The organism is Bacillus coreaensis, assembly GCF_050586445.1.
Classification (GTDB): domain Bacteria; phylum Bacillota; class Bacilli; order Bacillales; family Cytobacillaceae; genus Robertmurraya_A; species Robertmurraya_A coreaensis.
In genome coordinates this window covers 36,159-50,567 of the sequence record NZ_JBOCCY010000016.1, presented here as the reverse complement: position 1 = coordinate 50,567, position 14,409 = coordinate 36,159, and the positions used below count along the sequence as shown (strand labels likewise).

General features: G+C 37.3%; 15 protein-coding genes. 5 read left to right on the top strand and 10 right to left on the bottom strand.

Going from position 1 to position 14,409, the window contains the following annotated elements:
• Positions 1–19: 19 nt before the first annotated feature.
• A complete protein-coding gene (locus ACQ5H4_RS19050; protein ID WP_430776571.1) occupies positions 20–1,945 on the bottom strand; it encodes a BglG family transcription antiterminator in 1,926 nt (641 codons plus the stop codon).
• Positions 1,946–2,135: 190 nt separating this feature from the next.
• Between ACQ5H4_RS19050 and ACQ5H4_RS19045 the strand changes: the two genes are divergently transcribed.
• Positions 2,136–3,191: a lactonase family protein gene (locus ACQ5H4_RS19045; RefSeq protein WP_430776570.1), complete on the top strand. Its 1,056-nt coding sequence runs from the start codon at positions 2,136–2,138 to the stop codon at positions 3,189–3,191.
• Positions 3,192–3,202: 11 nt separating this feature from the next.
• Here the strand turns inward: ACQ5H4_RS19045 and ACQ5H4_RS19040 are convergent, their stop codons facing one another.
• Positions 3,203–3,859: a phosphatase PAP2 family protein gene (locus ACQ5H4_RS19040; protein WP_430776569.1), complete on the bottom strand. Its 657-nt coding sequence runs from the start codon at positions 3,857–3,859 to the stop codon at positions 3,203–3,205.
• 110 nt (positions 3,860–3,969) lie between these two features.
• Between ACQ5H4_RS19040 and ACQ5H4_RS19035 the strand changes: the two genes are divergently transcribed.
• Complete coding sequence (locus ACQ5H4_RS19035) at positions 3,970–5,139, top strand: M20 family metallopeptidase (RefSeq protein WP_430776568.1); 1,170 nt, start codon at positions 3,970–3,972, stop codon at positions 5,137–5,139.
• A gap of 453 nt (positions 5,140–5,592) precedes the next feature.
• Here the strand turns inward: ACQ5H4_RS19035 and ACQ5H4_RS19030 are convergent, their stop codons facing one another.
• The 4 genes from ACQ5H4_RS19030 to ACQ5H4_RS19015 all read right to left on the bottom strand — a co-directional run bounded on the left by ACQ5H4_RS19030 (position 5,593) and on the right by ACQ5H4_RS19015 (position 8,515).
• Positions 5,593–6,318 carry an EcsC family protein gene (locus ACQ5H4_RS19030; RefSeq protein ID WP_430776567.1) on the bottom strand — a complete coding sequence of 242 codons (726 nt, stop codon included), beginning with the start codon at positions 6,316–6,318 and terminating at the stop codon, positions 5,593–5,595.
• Positions 6,319–6,400: 82 nt separating this feature from the next.
• Positions 6,401–6,520 (bottom strand): DUF4023 family protein, encoded by a 120-nt coding sequence (locus ACQ5H4_RS19025; RefSeq protein WP_430776566.1) that lies wholly within the window; start codon positions 6,518–6,520, stop codon positions 6,401–6,403.
• 53 nt (positions 6,521–6,573) lie between these two features.
• Positions 6,574–7,782, bottom strand: coding sequence for an ABC transporter permease (locus ACQ5H4_RS19020; RefSeq protein ID WP_430776565.1), 1,209 nt, complete (start codon positions 7,780–7,782; stop codon positions 6,574–6,576).
• A complete protein-coding gene (locus tag ACQ5H4_RS19015) occupies positions 7,775–8,515 on the bottom strand; it encodes an ABC transporter ATP-binding protein (protein ID WP_430776564.1) in 741 nt (246 codons plus the stop codon). Before ACQ5H4_RS19015 ends, ACQ5H4_RS19020 begins: the two co-directional genes overlap by 8 nt.
• A 512-nt stretch (positions 8,516–9,027) precedes the next feature.
• On the opposite strand from ACQ5H4_RS19015, the gene ACQ5H4_RS19010 reads away from it, so the two are divergent.
• From ACQ5H4_RS19010 to ACQ5H4_RS19000, 3 genes are all read left to right on the top strand, one after another.
• Positions 9,028–9,447 carry an HIT family protein gene (locus tag ACQ5H4_RS19010; RefSeq protein WP_430776563.1) on the top strand — a complete coding sequence of 140 codons (420 nt, stop codon included), beginning with the start codon at positions 9,028–9,030 and terminating at the stop codon, positions 9,445–9,447.
• A gap of 157 nt (positions 9,448–9,604) precedes the next feature.
• Positions 9,605–10,681 carry a 3-phosphoserine/phosphohydroxythreonine transaminase gene (gene serC / locus ACQ5H4_RS19005; protein ID WP_430776562.1) on the top strand — a complete coding sequence of 359 codons (1,077 nt, stop codon included), beginning with the start codon at positions 9,605–9,607 and terminating at the stop codon, positions 10,679–10,681.
• A gap of 129 nt (positions 10,682–10,810) precedes the next feature.
• Positions 10,811–11,338: a tryptophan transporter gene (locus tag ACQ5H4_RS19000; protein WP_119707128.1), complete on the top strand. Its 528-nt coding sequence runs from the start codon at positions 10,811–10,813 to the stop codon at positions 11,336–11,338.
• A gap of 28 nt (positions 11,339–11,366) precedes the next feature.
• Here the strand turns inward: ACQ5H4_RS19000 and yhzF are convergent, their stop codons facing one another.
• The 4 genes from yhzF to ACQ5H4_RS18985 form a co-directional block, all read right to left on the bottom strand.
• Positions 11,367–11,549 (bottom strand): membrane protein YhzF, encoded by a 183-nt coding sequence (yhzF, locus tag ACQ5H4_RS23355; protein WP_488592171.1) that lies wholly within the window; start codon positions 11,547–11,549, stop codon positions 11,367–11,369.
• Between the two features lie 190 nt (positions 11,550–11,739).
• The gene (locus tag ACQ5H4_RS18995; RefSeq protein ID WP_430776561.1) at positions 11,740–11,868 is read right to left on the bottom strand and encodes a hypothetical protein; all 129 of its coding nucleotides are present in this window, start codon (positions 11,866–11,868) and stop codon (positions 11,740–11,742) included.
• Between the two features lie 118 nt (positions 11,869–11,986).
• Positions 11,987–12,829: a tyrosine-type recombinase/integrase gene (locus ACQ5H4_RS18990; RefSeq protein ID WP_430776560.1), complete on the bottom strand. Its 843-nt coding sequence runs from the start codon at positions 12,827–12,829 to the stop codon at positions 11,987–11,989.
• A 14-nt stretch (positions 12,830–12,843) separates the two neighbouring features.
• Positions 12,844–14,400, bottom strand: a complete 1,557-nt coding sequence (locus tag ACQ5H4_RS18985) for a tyrosine-type recombinase/integrase (RefSeq protein ID WP_430776559.1) — start codon at positions 14,398–14,400, stop codon at positions 12,844–12,846.
• Positions 14,401–14,409 lie beyond the last annotated feature (9 nt).

Here is a 14,409-nt window from a genome sequence, read left to right as displayed (position 1 = left end):
AAAGAAAAGACACCAGCCTCTACAGCTTTAAGAAGGTGTCTTTAAATTCATGATAGGACTTTGCCTTTATTAATTGTTGTACCAGCTCACGATCATCGATCACTTTACCGAGCATATCGTACATTCTTTGTAAATCTCCGCTACTATCTCTTTCTACACTAAGTAAACAAACAAATTGTACAAGTTTATCGTCCCACTCTATTGGCCTTTGTAAGGTACAAATCGACCAGAATGTCTCGTCTGTTAATGGATTTAATGGATGTGGGATAGCTACAAAATTTCCAAAGGAGGTGGAAGAAAGAGATTCCCTCTCCTTCACTGATTCAATGAAAACATCATCTATCAAACCCATATCTTTCAAATTCGAAAACATGTAAGACATTACTTCTTCTTTTGATAAAAGTGCTTGTTGTAAGAATACTAGTTCTTCCCTTGTATACTCGAGGGTTGTCGTTTGCTCTGACACAACCGTCTTAATTTTATTTAAATCTTGATCACCTAAAAATGTGTTCACATGAATAACTGGAACGGACATTTTTTGCTGAATAGGTACTGTACTAATAATAAAATCAATATCATGTAGATCCATCTGCTGAAGCTTATAAAATTCGGTTGTGTCAACAATATCAAGCTTCGGTCCAAAGGTTGACTGAAGCTTATAGTAAAGCAATCTCGCACTACCTACTCCTGATGCACAAACAATTAAGCATCTTTTCGGACCATGGTGGATTTGCTTTCGCTCCATGGCTACTCCTATATGGAGGGCTAAGTATCCAATTTCATTCTCGTCTATATCAATACTAAGCTGTTTTTTTAACTCTTTACCCGCAATGAGCCCTGCTTGAAACGCTACTGGATAATTAGCCTTGATTTCATCAATCATTGGATTTCTCAAGTTCATTCCATAACGGTAACGATTGATTGCTGGCTTAATATGTAGACACATTTGTTCCAAGAGTTCTTTATCTTCGCTAATTCCTAATGACAGCTTTTCATCGATTTTTGCAAGAATGTCGGATACTAACTGAGCAATTTTTTTATCAATCACCTTCTCCACTTGCTCACCAGGTGATTTTTCAATCATTTTTGTACCTAAAAGATGAATCGCTATATAGGCGACCTCATTTTCTGGAAAATCAACCATAAGGCTTTCACTTAGATTTTTTACAATTTTTTCAGCAACAGAAAATTCTTTTTGTCCAATGATTTCATTTAGCTCATCTGAATACAATAACACATGATTTCCTTCACGGATACGCTTACAAGCAATTGCTACATGGATAATTAAATTATTTAACCCGACATCAGATAGGGTAATATGATGCTCTCTAATAAGCGCTAAAATGACGTTTCGAATGATTAGAATTTCTTCCTTGGTTAGGATATTCAATTGTTCATTAACAATATCAAGTTCGTCCCTTTTTTTATTAAAAATATAATCCGACATACAAAAGCGGACCTTGACTTCATCACCTTTAATCCTTAAACCATAATTAGGTTTCTTTTCTAAACTTAATCCATACCGTGAGAGGATTTTCTTAATATCCTTTACGTCATTTAAGATGGTTGAGCGACTAACAAATATTTCATCAGCCAAGTGATCAAGCTTTACAAATTTATTTGTTAGAAGTAGCCTCGTAATAATATACCTTATCCGTTCTTCAGGTGAGTCCGGTCTCCCAACGCTCGTTTCAGCCGTATCTTGAAACACTTCATTTATAAAGGTGATAAACTGTTGATTATTATTTACAACTAGTTCATATCCTGTTCCTCGTACTGATTTTATATCTGCACCGTTCTTTTCAAGGATTGCCTGAAGGTCTTTCATATCATTTCGAATGGTTCTTGATGTTACTTTAATAACACTAGCTAAATACTCGCTCGTAATAGGCACCTTCGCTCCTATCAGTTCTCCGAGTATCATCGTGAGACGAGAAATAATCATGTCGAACCTACTCCCCTAGAATCTTTTTCTTTCTAAAATATGTTTAGTTTCGTTCTACGGACTTTTCTGAAAAGTTAACATTACTCGCTATTTCTTGTCAAGGTGATAATTAAAATAAGACTTCCTTCTTGATTTTCAATGACTGTAAGAATAGGATAACATTGTATATTAATTTATTGGAGGGAATGCCTTGAGTAGCGCTGATAAAGTAATTGGATATGTAGGAACGTACACAAAAGGTGATAGCGAAGGGATTTATCGCTTTGTTTTAGACACAAAATCAGGAAAAATAGAAGAGGTTGAACTTGCTGGTAAAGTAGAAAACCCTACCTATGTTTCTATTACCGGAGATAACAAATTTCTTTATTCGGTTTCAAAAAACGGTGATCTTGGTGGAGTAACTTCTTTTTCAATTGAAGAAGGTACAGGAAAGCTTCAAAAAATTAATGATCAAGGGTCGGCTGGTTCTCCTCCTTGTCACTTAGAAATTAACCCGGATAATACGGCACTGTTTACCGCGAATTACCATAAAGGAACAGTTGAAGTGCATAAGGTAAACCCAGAAACGGGTGAAATTCAACCTGCTTCTTCAAGTGTTGCCCACACTGGAAGCGGTCCAGATCCTAGACAGGAAAAGTCCCATACACACTACTCTGGCCTAACTCCTGATGGAAAATACGTGGTGGCAGTTGAACTTGGAATTGATAAGATCTTTACATATGAACTGAAAGAAGATCAATTATCTCTAGTTTATGAACTTTCTGTGAAACCTGGAAGTGGTCCAAGACATATTGTGTTTCATCCAACAAAACCACTCGCTTATGTGATGACAGAATTTAGTGGAGAAGTACTTGTCCTTCAATACGATTCATCTAACGGTAGCTTAAAACAAATTCAAGCCATCTCTACACTTCCTTCAAGTTTTACCGAAAACAATCAAGGAAGCGCGATTCACATCAGCTCTGATGGGCGATTTGTGTACGCTGGAAATCGAGGACATAATAGTATTGCGAGCTTTGTTGCAGACGAAAATGGCTCCCTTTCATTTTTAGAACATACACCAACAGAAGGTGATTGGCCACGTGACTTTGCACTAGACCCTACAGAATCGTATATTGTTGCATCTAATCAAGAGTCAGGCAATCTTGTCCTTTTTGCTAGAGACAAAGAAACTGGTAAACTAAGTCTGCTTCAATCTGACATTACCGTTCCTTATGCTGTTTGTGTGAAGTTTTTATCTATTTAACGAACGAAAGACTACCTGTAGGTAGTCTTTCGTTTTTTCCCTATCATTTCATAAATAATAATCCATACATATGTCCAAAGATATCCTAACGTAAATCCCCCAAATACATCTGAAGGATAATGAGCTAGAAGAACATTTCTACTTATCCCTACTAAAAGCACCAATACACCAATAATTGTTCCAATCATGATTTGAGTAGACTTCTTATTCAAATGATTAACAAGAAAATACACTATCAGCAGATATAGAATAATCCCTACCATGGCATGACCACTTGGGAAGCTTAGACTTAACAAATCCTCAGCTGGTGCAGTGGATGGCCTTTCTCTTCCAACAAAATCCTTTATATACTTATTAACCATATTTCCTGATGCAATGGCTAAAACGAATACAGCCATAGCTGTATAATCTTTTTTCTTCCACCATAACCAGCTGATAAATAGTAATGCAACGATACCAATCCCTTGCTTTGAGGCAAATTCAGATATTATTTCGAAAAAAGTATGTGAAGATGTTCCAAACAAATTACTAATGACCTTTTGACTCCACGTATCAAAAGAAGATCCTCCCTCACCACTAGCAACAGCAAAGAAATAAATAGATAATACCAATGATAATACTGAAATTGCATGAGCCCTTTTAGAATAAATAAAATTCATACCTGTCATCAAATCCCCTTTTTTACAATTCATTCAACATTCTAGCAAACTTTCACCATTTTTCCAGCAAAAAAAATGTTATAATTATCTGAAATTAGCAAAAAGGAGTGGGGATTAATTTGCTTACGACACTGTTTACGAAGCTAGAAGATTATTATCCTGAAATGGTTGAGATTCGAAGATACTTACATCAGCATCCAGAGCTTTCTTTTCAGGAAGTGAACACGGCTAACTTTATCGCATCATATTACGAAAAACTCGGCGTGGAAGTTCAAAGAGGTGTCGGTGGCAATGGAGTAGTAGCAAAGATACAAGGAAACTATCCTGGAAAAACAATCGCCTTACGTGCAGACTTTGATGCACTTCCTATTCAGGATGAAAAGGATGTCCCTTACAAATCAACTGTTCCAGGTGTTATGCATGCTTGTGGGCACGATGGTCATACAGCCTCCCTACTTGTCCTAGCTAAAGTACTCCATGAATTAAAAGACGATCTTCACGGTACATATATTATGATTCATCAACATGCAGAAGAGTACGCTCCAGGAGGCGCGGCTTCCATGATTGAAGCGGGTTGTCTTGAAGGGGTAGACGTTATCTTTGGTACGCATTTATGGGCAAGCGAGCCTACAGGAAAAATCCAATACCGAACAGGTCCTATTATGGCAGCAGCAGATCGATTTGTGATTACCGTCCAAGGCAAAGGGGGACACGGAGCACAGCCACATAAAACAAAGGATTCCATTGTTGTTGGCGCTCAACTTGTATCCAATTTACAACAGATCGTAAGTAGACGTGTTAGTCCAGTAGAGTCGGCGGTCGTTACCGTTGGATCCTTTGTCGCAGACAATGCATTTAACGTAATTGCGGATAAAGCAAAATTAATCGGAACCGTCCGCACATTTAACGAAGACCTTCGTGATTTTATCGCTGACGAAATCGAACGCATTGTAAAAGGGACTTGCATTGCCTCCGACTGCTCTTATTCGTATGAGTATATAAAAGGTTATCCGGCAGTTGTTAACCATAATGAAGAAACGGAGTATCTAGTTCAACTAGCAAAGGATATGGAAGACATCAAAGTAGTAGAAGAGGCAGAGCTCCAAATGGGTGGAGAAGATTTCGCTTATTATCTCCAGCATGTGAAAGGCACCTTCTTCTTTACGGGGGCTAAGCCTGTTGGTGTGGAGATTGCTTACCCACATCATCATCCGAAATTTGACATTGATGAACAAGCACTACTCGTAGCTGCTAAAACGCTTGGGTCAGCTGCCATTAACTATAAATAAAGCTTGGAGATAACCTCCAAGCTTTTTCCTTTTAAAGTAGCCTGTGTTTAAGACATCGAAAAGCATTTTGAACCTAATTCTGTCTAAATAAACCCCTGTTTCGGACTGACTCACCTTTTTCCTGGCCTTTCCTGTCCAAATCAACCCTGCATTCGGACTAGCTCCCTCTTCTCCTTGCCTTTCCTGTCCGAATCAACCCCCTATTCGGACTGACTCACCCTTCTCCTTGCCTTTCCTGTCCGAATCAACCCTGCATTCGGACTAGCTCCCTCTTCTCCTTGCCTTTCCTGTCCGAATCAACCCTGCATTTGGACTAGCTCCCTCTTCTCCTTGCCTTTCCTGTCCGAATCAACCCCCTATTCGGATTGACTCACCCTTCTCCTTGTCTTTCCTGTTCAAATCCCCCTCACTTTTGATCAAGCCTTATTGTCTCAAGCAAAAAAAAATGCCCTACTACTCAGGCAGTGGGGCCATTTTAAGTAAACGCAGTCGATAACAGTTCATTGCCACTTCTCCTAAAGAGTCTAGAAGATTATAGTTCGCATACGCCCCTACAACGGCTCCAATCCCTGGGACTAGCTGAAGCATTTTTATAAAGTCAATATGATCTCGGTATTCTTGTTGGAAGGATTGCCAATCCACTTCCTCATAACTTTGTTTTCTTTCCTCCCAATTTTCAATCACCTCTAATGTTTCCAGCCTTTTTTCATCACTTGAGAACGCGAGTGAGAACACCTGTAAAATAAATATTCGTTCCTCAAGCTTTTCGGGATTAAAACCGTATATAGTAGCTGTTTCACTTAAGTACTTCATTTTAATGGATAGTAGTAGCGGAAAATCAGCTAAACCTAAAAATATACCTCCCGCCCCTGTTCCCGCTCCCTCTAGTGTTGCTGTTTTACGGTAAAAGGAAAGTTTTTCAGCAGCCATTTTATCTTTTTCCATTAAAGATGAACCTCCCCTATTCTCTTTCTTTGTAGTGACATACGATCCTACTAGTAGAGCTTTAACCATTTGTTTAATACTATCAGTAATGATTTGATGCGCCTTTGCAGGGATTAATTCATTTATTTTTCCTTGTGCTTTTTTAGATACTCGCTGAAGGAATGGTGATTTTTTTAATAATTTCCGTTTCCATAAAACAATTTCATGATATGCCTTTAATTCGTATTCGTTCATTAAAATTTCCCCTCCTTTCTTTTATACGTTTAAAACAAGATTTTTGTTTCAAAAAAAGAAGAAGGCAATCGCCTTCTTCAACCTAATGCTGCTTATTCGGAAGCCTTTTCTCTGGGTGACCATTTCCCCCACGCTTCTTATTTTTCAGGTCCTTTTTTTTATCTTCTGCCAGTTTTTCAACAAATTGACTTGTATTTTCCATCATGACTCCCCTTTCTATTCTGGGTAGTCATAGTGTAACCAGCTTTTTAAAATTTACGTCAGCTTTTTATGACTGTACTGATAAACAAATAAATAACTAAATGCAATTCCAGCAATCAATGCAAGCCCACTGACAAGCCATTCTCCCTTTAATACAATGAAAACGGAGAGTAATAAGGATTGAATGCTTAATACGTTAAATAGCAGCTTCTGAAAAGAGCCTTTTTTCGTTATTTCTCTTACTGGATATAATTGTATCCATAGCTTATTTTGATGGTGATTCCACAATGGAAGCAATTGAAAACCTGTTAAGTAAATAAACAAGACAACAAAAAGAATTTGTCCATATCCAAAAGTGACAAAATAAAGGACAAGTCCTCCAATAACGGTTAAGCGTGTCCATAATCCAAGATAATCTCCACCTCGGATAAAAGTTTGTACAAATAAATGTAAAAATGTAGCATCTTGTTGATACGGCAAACTGGAGGGAATCCAATCCAGCCATCTGCGTCTCTTTACCTCATCCTTTAATTTAGGAACATCTGTAAAAAGATTAGCTAAGCGATAAAATGACATCATTCTTCTTTCTTCTAGCTGAATAAGACGCTCCCATTTTAAGCCTTTTTTCTTTGTTTGATTATAGTATGTAAAGAAAAGAAGAAGTAATAAAAAAGCGACAACTCCAATGAACCAAATAGCTGCTTGATTAAACAAAAGGTATAAAAATACTCCATTCACCACAAATCTAATGACTGTATCTAGCCTTTGAGTAGACTCCTCCACATAATATTGCACTGTCCATCTAATATACAGATTTAACAGTTTTAGCCCAGCTAAAACGACAAGGAATGGGAGGAAATGATGAAACCCACTTCCTGTTACTTGAGCGTAAATCGGCATTAAGACACCGAGGAAAAGTACTAACATATACAAGCCAATAAAAAAGCTCAAAAGAATGCTGCGATTAAAATATGATTGTAGTCTTTCTTCAAGGGCAAGAAGAAAGATTTTATCAGGATCAACCACAAAAGTAAAAATCGGGCTAATTGTAACCACTAGGGATAAAATGATTGCCATTAACAAGGCAACAGGAAAATCGCCTGATAACGTCTTTACCCATTCTTGATAGTAGAAAGCAGCCGTTCCTAATAAAAATACAAGAACAATGACGATATGGCCGTTAAAGATATATCGAGAATAACGACCAATTTCTTTACTTGCTGTTCCGAGACGTTCCCTCCACAGCTTATGTGCATCAAACATAGTCTTCTTCCTTTGTGAGTTGAATATAAAGATCATCCAGTGTAGCATCCGGCATTGAAAATTGCTCTCTTAATTCTGCTAACGTACCCTTCGCCCGTACCTTTCCTTCATGCAGTATAACGAACCGATTACAATATCTTTCCGCCGTTGCAAGTATGTGGGTAGACATTAATATCCCTGCACCACTTTCCTTCATCTTCTTCATCAGATCTAACAAAGATTGAATTCCAAGTGGATCCAACCCTACAAAGGGTTCGTCCACAATGTAAAGAGAGGGCTGAACTAAAAAGGCACACATGATCATTACCTTTTGTTTCATCCCTTTTGAGAAATGAGCAGGAAACCACTTTAGCCTCTTACTCATTCGAAATTCCTTTAACAGAGTTTCTTTTCTCTCCTGAAAGGTCTTTTCATCTAATCCGTATGCCATAGCTGTTAACCGTAAATGCTCATCTAATGTTAACTCATCATAAAGAATGGGAGTTTCTGGTACAAACGTAAATTCTCGTCTATATTCCTCTTTGCTTGTATGTATGGCTTTTCCATTAATCGTAATTTCACCCGATTGTGGCTCCATCAAGCCAATAATATGTTTAATGGTTGTGCTTTTGCCTGCCCCGTTAAGTCCAATTAGACCAACTATTTCATTCGCTTTCACATCAAAAGAAATGTCTTTTAAAACAGGGTTTCTAGTATATCCACCGGTTATATTTGAAAGCTGCAAAAGTGTCATTTATCTTCCTCCATTAGTTGTTAGCACCATTTTAACAAAATGTCATTCTAAAAAATAGAAATAGGCATTTATAAAAATATTTCATTTCTTTTTGTATAGAACCTCTTAATGCGGGCATGATAATATTCGAAGGGGAACAACAAGTAGATGTTCAATCATCGAAATGAGGTGTCAGTGGGCGATAATAATCATTCACGATACGTTAAACGTTCCTATATGCTTTGATCTAACCACATTTTTATAAATGAGGTGTTCGCAAAAGACCAATCTGCTATGCTTTATAAGTTGTAAAACATATAAAGATAAGGGGATGGTTCGCTTGAACAAAGGATCGAAATCTCTATAGACAAATCATTTTTAAATGAGGTGTTTATCAAAGAGAATTTATTGCTATAGAACGATTAAAAAGCTTTCCCCTTCAAGAACGGGCGGGATTCCTTGCGAATCCTGCCCTCTTATTTGTTTAAATAATATGGTAAAATATACATACATATGATTAGGAGGGACAAATATTGAGCGATTGTATTTTTTGCAAAATTGTGAATGGAGATATTCCGGCTGCGAAAGTATTTGAAAATGACCACGTGGTAGCATTTTTAGATATTAGCCAAGTAACAAAGGGACATACATTAATCATTCCAAAGGTACATAAGGAAAACCTATACGAATTAACTCCCGAAATTTCAAGCGAATTATTCAAAGTGGCTCCGAAGATTGCCAATGCCCTTAAAGATGCCTATCACCCGGTTGGTCTAAATCTTGTGAATAATAATGGTGAAAAAGCTGGACAATCAGTGTTCCACTTCCATATGCATCTAATTCCTCGATACGGTGAAGGAGATGGATTTGGAGCAGTTTGGAAGTCAAATCAAAGCAACTACACCCCAGAGGATCTTCGTAAAATCGCGGATTCCATCAGCAGTGAATTGTAAGACTGTTCTTTTAGGACAGTCTTTTTCTATTCCTTTTTTAAAATTTTCATAATGTTCAAATTCTCATCTTTACATAGTACGATTTTCTGTTAGGATAAATATATCTTTTTTCTTTGCTGCTTTAAACCGTAAATATCTAAATGGAGGTATGTATTGTATGAATCGCGCACTTAATTTTAATGCAGGACCAGCTGCTCTTCCAGCGGAGGTTCTAATTGAAGCTCAAAAGCATTTGCTTAATTTTAACGGTACCGGTATGTCGGTAATGGAGTTAAGCCATAGAAGTAAGCCCTATGAGGAGGTTCACGATGGTGCCATCTCAAAGCTTAGAAAGCTGATGAACATTCCTGATGATTATGAAGTCCTTTTCTTACAAGGTGGTGCTAGTACTCAGTTTTCTATGGTTCCAATGAATCTACTGCAGGAAGGTCAAACAGCTTCCTACATCCTCTCTGGGGCTTGGTCTGAAAAAGCGTTAAAAGAAGCTAAAAAAGTTGGACAAACAAGCATTCTTGCTTCAAGTAAAGATAGCAATTACAAAATGATACCAGAGTTTACTCTTTCAGATCTTTCAGCTGAAACTGCCTATCTTCATATTACTAGTAATAACACAATTTTTGGTACGCAATGGCAAAGCTTCCCAGATTCACCTGTTCCTTTAATTGCAGATATGTCGAGTGATATTTTAAGCAAAAATTTACAAGTTGAAAAGTTTGATTTGATTTATGCGGGAGCACAGAAAAATTTAGGACCTTCTGGAGTTACTGTTGTAATTATGAAGAAAAGCTTGTTAGAACGCTCTACAGATGCGTTACCAACCATGCTTAATTACAAAACTTACACAGAGAACAATTCCTTATATAACACGCCGCCTACAATCGCTATTTATTTATTGAAACTTGTCCTTGATTGGGTTGAAAATCAAGGCGGTGTAACAGCAATTGAAAAAATAAATGATCAAAAAGCTAAGCTTCTATACGATGCCATTGATGAGAGTGAAGGTTTTTATAGCGGGCATGCCACCCCTAATAGCCGTTCAAAGATGAATGTGACTTTCACTTTACAAAGTGAAGAGGCAACAAAAGCTTTTCTTCAACAAGCAAAAGAAGAAGGTTTTGTTGGATTAAATGGTCACCGTTCAGTCGGTGGATGCCGCGCATCCATTTATAATGCTGTTCCTCTTGAAAATGTTGAAAAGCTTGCTGAGTTCATGAAGAAATTTTCGCAAAAATAATCACCATAATAGTCAACTTTTTTAATAATTAGTAGTGTGATATAATAAGAGCAAGTTTTTCGCTATAGGCAATGAGTGCACTATAGGAGGAACGAAAAAGAGAGTAGAACAGACGAGGAGAGATGAGAAATGAATACGAAAAATCTTGTTGCATTATCATTACTAGTGGGTATGGGTGCGGTATTACATGCAGTTGTTCCACCAATTCTTTTTGGAATGAAGCCTGACATGATGTTAACGATGATGTTTTTAGGAATTATGCTTTTCCCTGAAAAGAAAAATGTGCTACTTGTATCTTTAGTTACAGGCATTATTTCTGGCTTAACTACAAGCTTTCCTGGAGGACTATTCCCGAATATTATCGATAAGCCAATTACTGCTTTTGTTTTCTTTGGTCTATTTCTAGCTCTTAAGAAATTTAGAAACAATATGGTCAGTGTTGGCGTATTAACTGCTGTTGGTACAGTTGTGTCTGGACTTGTATTCTTAGGTTCAGCTAGTGTAATTGCTGGGTTACCAGGTCCATTTGCAGCATTATTTGCTGGTGTGGTCTTACCTGCTACTGTGGTTAACACAATTGCTATGATTGTGCTTTACCCAATTGCCTATGTGATTGTTAAACGAACAAAACTTAACCAGCAAGTTATTTCTGGTTAATAGAAAAGAACCCTTCAAGGGTTCTTTTCTATTTTATGCTAGATAGAAGAATGGCAGCTAACAAAAGGACGATCCCAGTCCCCAAAAATGTGCTTGCTCTCTTTTTCAACACCTTTTTTGGAGGATAAAAACCCGGTTTCATAAGCGATAAAATAAAGAAAACTGCGGCTCCAAAACAAATTATGCTTATTAGGACTAAAAAGCTGACCACCTATACCACCTTCTTGTTCATGAAATATTTATATATATGCTTGTATATAAGAATCTATGTGACACAACATGTTTACCCAGATTGAATCATGTTAATATAAGTTTTGCGCACCAACCCAATAATAAAAAAACGTCTCAAACCCAGTAATACCAATGGGTTGAGACGTTTTATCTTTAGGCAACAAGTAGTGTTAATTGATATTATGCGTTTTGTCGCTTCTTATTTTCCGCACTTCAATTTGCTTTACCTGAGGATCCTGTTTTATAATCATTTCTTTTTTATTATGGTATTCACCGAACAATGGATTGATATACTCCATCTTTCTTCTCCCGTCCTTTTCTCTTTTAGTAATGGCCAATTTTCCATTTTTCCACCTTTACTACATATATAGGGAGAAGGACAGGTTTTAGAACATCTTAATTTACATCTTTGATTCATTACATAAATTCATCATACATTTCTTTACGGGCTTGGTTGTATAATCGAGCATAAAAGCGAGTTTGTTTCGGATCTTCATGCCCTAATAGAGCTTGAATATGATCAAGTGGCATCCCCTTTTGAGCGAGATGAGCAGTAAATGTGTGACGTAGGGTATGCGGTGTCACCCTAAACCCTAATTCCTTAGAGTAGGCTCGAAACCAATTTCCGACAGCATCAGGGTGCATGGTCCGGTCTTTTAATTTGCGACTTTCAAATACAAACGTTGTCTCATACGTTCTGTTCTCCATATAGGCTTTTAAGTGAATTTCACATTCTCTAGTAAATAACACAATACGCCCTCTTTTTTGTTTCCCTTTTGGGATCTGAATCATTCGTTCTGACCATTTAATGTCCTCTTTTTTCATCGCAAGCAGTTCACTAATCCTCATACCGGTCGAGTGTAAGAGTTCAATAATTGCCCGTTCTTCTGGTAATCGTCCCTCGACTAACTGTCTAAGTTGTGTAAGTTCATTTTTTGTTAAATAAGATGGCTGTTTTTCTCCAATGATTGGGAACGGAACCTTTTCAGCTGGATTAATAGATAGAAAACCTTCCTCTAAGCAATATTTAAAAAACGTTTTCAATCCCGTCACCTTAGACCAGATGGTCCAAGGTTGATAACCCTCCTCTGACAAATGATTTAGCCACTGTCGGATGTCTTGTTTATTGATGGCATCAATCCCCTTACCTGTGTATTCCTTTAATTGTTTCACTGCACATTGGTATCGTTTCACCGACTCCGGGTCCAACCGGAACTGTTGATCCAATGCGAATTGTTTCATATAAAATTCGGAATTCATACTCTCCATCCTCTTTATCCCATAAACTTGCGATATGTGGAAATAATCTCCCGTTTCGGGATATGGGCATAGATTTGTGTTGTCTTAAGGTCTTTATGTCCTAATTCATCCGCGATAAAAGAAAGGTCTGCTCCCTTTGAATATAATTCCGTCGCAAACGTATGCCTTAATCGGTGTGGGTGTAGCGATCCAGAAAGAGCAACCTTATCCCCCATATTACTCAGAATGAATCGCATCCGCCCAATTGAAAGTCGGGTAGGCTTTCCTGTACTTGTAACAAAGACAGCCGGTTCATTATCTACTCGAGAGTCCAAGTAACGTTCTAAAAGCACGCCGCATTTTACCGAAAAATGAACCTGTCGAAATTTCCTCCCTTTACCAAATACCCATGCAGTCCTTTCTTCCATATCTAGATTTTCCCTATTTAACAGGTAAACCTCCCCAATTCTACAGCCAGATGATAGCAGGAATTCCAACAAAGTCCGGTTTCTGAGGGACTCTTTTTCCCCTTGTTGTTGAACTTTCACCATATCATCTTTTTCCAAGTACTTAGGAATCGGTTTCGGAAGGCGTGGAAACCATCGTGTTTTGATTGGGGATTTATCTATATAACCTTCTTCTACACAATAGGCAAAGAAATTTTTCAAGGTATTTAAGCGAAATTGGATAGTTTTTTCTTTTAACCCTTTTTCATTTTTTAGTAGCCATTTCTGAATCTCATGCGAAGTAAGGTCCGAGAATGACTCCTGTCTTCCATTAAAAAACATTTGTAAAAAATATCGATAGTTCATAATCGTATAATGACTATAATTCATAGTTTTCAGGTTCAGCAAATATTCACTGAGAACTTCCTCATTTTTCAATCGGGGTAAGGATATCGATAGAACCCAGTAGTTTTCGGGAATTCCTCGACCCCTTTTTTGGTTTTGTATAGGTGTTTTCTCGATAAAGCCTTTGTCTAAACAAAAGTCGAAAAAGGTACGTAAGTAATATGAGTTATTTCTGATCGTTTTTTTATTCCATTCCTTTTGATGTTTCTTAAACCACTCATTGATATCATCCGGTGTAATCAACGAGAAAGGTGTTTCCCTTTCCTTGAAGAAGGATTGTAACTGTTGCCTGATACACATAATGGTATACTTACTTTTACTTGATTTTTTCAAACTTTGCAAAAACTCATTCAGTATTTTCTCATTCGCATCGTTTAATAAAGGTATCTTTACTTCCCAGTAATTTTCTTCACTATCCTCCCAAGTAGGTATCTTTTTGATAGGTGATTCCACCATATGTCCTTCCATTACACAAAATTTATAAAAGGACCGTAACATGGATAAATAATCTCTGATGCTTCTTTCTTTCACCTTATTTTTATACTCTTCGATCCACTCATCGATATCACCAGGTGTAATTGAAGAAAAAAGCATCTCCTTTTGTTTTAAAAAAAGGTACAAGATTTTCTTATAATTTCGTATAGTTGTCTCACTCTTTTTCGTATTTCTCAAATAGAGCAAAAATTCATTAATTACATTTTGATTCTCGGTATTTTTCTTCAACTCCAAGTACTTGTTCATTTTTTCTCC